The sequence below is a fragment of the Kitasatospora sp. NPDC023385 genome (genome assembly GCF_055664045.1).
In genome coordinates this window covers 1-2,289 of sequence record NZ_JBVOOL010000090.1, presented here as the reverse complement: position 1 = coordinate 2,289, position 2,289 = coordinate 1, and the positions used below count along the sequence as shown (strand labels likewise).

At 70.2% G+C, this 2,289-nt stretch carries 2 protein-coding genes; both read right to left on the bottom strand.

The window, feature by feature from the left end:
• Positions 1-75 precede the first annotated feature (75 nt).
• Entirely contained in the window at positions 76-909 is an 834-nt protein-coding gene (gene istB, locus AC0B61_RS37130; protein WP_471746949.1) for an IS21-like element helper ATPase IstB, read from the bottom strand.
• A complete protein-coding gene (gene istA / locus AC0B61_RS37125; protein WP_471746947.1) occupies positions 909-2,180 on the bottom strand; it encodes an IS21 family transposase in 1,272 nt (423 codons plus the stop codon). Before istA ends, istB begins: the two co-directional genes overlap by 1 nt.
• Positions 2,181-2,289: the final 109 nt, after the last annotated feature.

Genomic DNA, 2,289 nt, shown 5'->3' with positions numbered 1-2,289 from the left:
TGTCGGCGGCGGCTCAATTCGATGCCGGTCTGGACGGTTCAATCGTGGGCCACTGTGTGGTCTCGTTGGTCGTGTTCAGTCGTTGTCGGTCGTGCGGCTGCGGCCGAGTTCGCGGCCGCGCATGCGGTAGGACTCGCCTTTGAGGGAGTGGACCTCGGCGTGGTGGACGAGTCGGTCGATCATGGCGGCGGCGACGGTCTCGTCGCCGAAGGTCTCTCCCCAGCGCCCGAAGGGCTTGTTCGAGGTGACGATCACGCTGGCCCTCTCGTAGCGGTTCGAGACGAGCTGGAAGAACAAGTTCGCGGCCTCGGCTTCGAACGGGATGTAGCCGACCTCGTCGATCACGATCAGCGGGTAGCGCCCGAGTTTGACCAGCTCGTCCTGGAGGCGGCCGGCCTGGTGGGCGGCCGCGAGGCGGTCGACCCACTGGGCCGCGGTGGCGAACGCGACCCGGTGGCCGGCCTGGCAGGCCCTCACCGCGAGGCCGGTGGCCAGGTGGGTCTTGCCGGTGCCCGGCGGCCCCAGAAAGACGGCGTTCTCCTTGGCCGCTATGAAGTCCAATGTTCCCAGATGGGAGAGTTGTTGGCGCGTCAGGCCACGCAGGTGGGTGAGGTCCAGCTCCTCGATGGTCTTGATCGCGGGGAAGCGGGCGGCTCGGATGCGGCCCTCGCCGCCGTGGCTGTCGCGGGCCGAGACCTCCCGCTGCAGGCAGGCGACCAGGTACTCGGTGTGGGTCCAGGCTTCTGCCTGGGCTCGCTCGGCCAGGCGCTCGGCGGCGTCCAGCAGGGCGGGTGCCTTCATCGCGTGGGCGAGGAAGGCCAGGTCGGCGGCGGTCTGCCGGCCCGTTCGGGCCGCCTGGCCATCGGCTTTCGCCGTGTTGGCCGTGATGTTCGCAGCGGTGCGGGCCATCAGTCGTCCTCCTTTCCGGCGCCGCCCTCGATGAGGGTGAACATGCGGTCGTAGGTGCCCAGTTCGCGTTGCTCGACCTCAACGCCGAGGCTGTCCGGGGCCAGGAGGGCGGCGGCGCGGGCGGTGGCCGCGCGGGCGGCCTGCTGGTGGATCACCTCGCCGCGCAGAACCTGGGCAGCGGCGAGGTGCTCGGGGTCGGTGATCGACTGATGTTTGGCCCAGCAGCGGGTGTGCCGGGCGACGATGTCGTTTCCGGCGATGACGGTGACCTCTTCGTTGTCGGCGCGGACCATGACGGTGCGTCCGATCGCGCGGGGGTGGACGGAGTAGTCGCAGGTGTCGACGCGGATGTAGTGGTCGCGGCCGATACGGGTGTGGAAGCGCCACCAGTGCGGCGGGGTGACGGGCGGGACGGTCAGCATCGAGGCGCGGTCGGCCTCCCAGCGGTCGATGGGGCGGGCGTCGATCGAGCGGTGCTGCCTGCGGTTGGCGATCTGCAGCCAGGCCGTGAGCTGGGCGTTGAAGTCGTCGGGGCCGGTGAACGTGCGTCCGGGCAGGAAGCTGGTCTCCAGGTAGCCGTTCGCCCGCTCGACCAGGCCCTTCGCCTCCGGGTCGCGAGGCCGGCAGAGGTGGACCTTGACCGCCAGCAGGCCCGCGAACGCGGCGAACTCAGAGGTGAGCTTGCCCCGGCCGACGCCGGCTTCGTTGTCCCAGACCAGCGTCTTGGGGACCGCTCCCCAACCGTCGGCCAGCAGGCGCCAGTGGCCGTCGATCAGGTCGCCCGTCTGCCGGGAGGGCAGCATCCGCGCGGTGATCACCCGCGAGTAGCCCGACACGATCACCAGCACAGGTGGGCGGCCCGACTGGCCGTAGCCCAGCGGGATGTCCACCGCCGGGAACCACAGGTCGCACTGCGCGAGCTCCCCGGGCTGGTAGACCGTCCGCGAGACCGGGTCGACCGGCAGATAGGCCGGCCGAAGCTCGCGCACCCGCTCCTTGAGGATCGTCATCCCGCGGTCCCAGCCGATCCGCTCCGCGATGACCGTGGCGGGCATCGTCGGGGTCTGCTTGAGCAACTCGCGGATGGCGGGCTCGACCGCGTCCACCGCCGAGCCCTTCAACGGCCGCTGGTAGACCGGCGGCCGGTCAGTGGCCAGCGCCCGCAACACCGTGCCCCTGGAGATTCCCAGCTGCCGGGCCACAGCCCGGGCCGACAGTCCCTCGGCCCGGTGCAACCGGCGGATCTCAGCCCAGTCCTCCACGTGGATCACCTCTCTTCCTCCTGACTCCAGAACCACTGAAGCCAGAATGTTCAAGAGATCGCAGAGCGGCTCGCTTTTGATCCGCCGTCCGTGGCCCTCGATTCACCCGTCGCCGAGA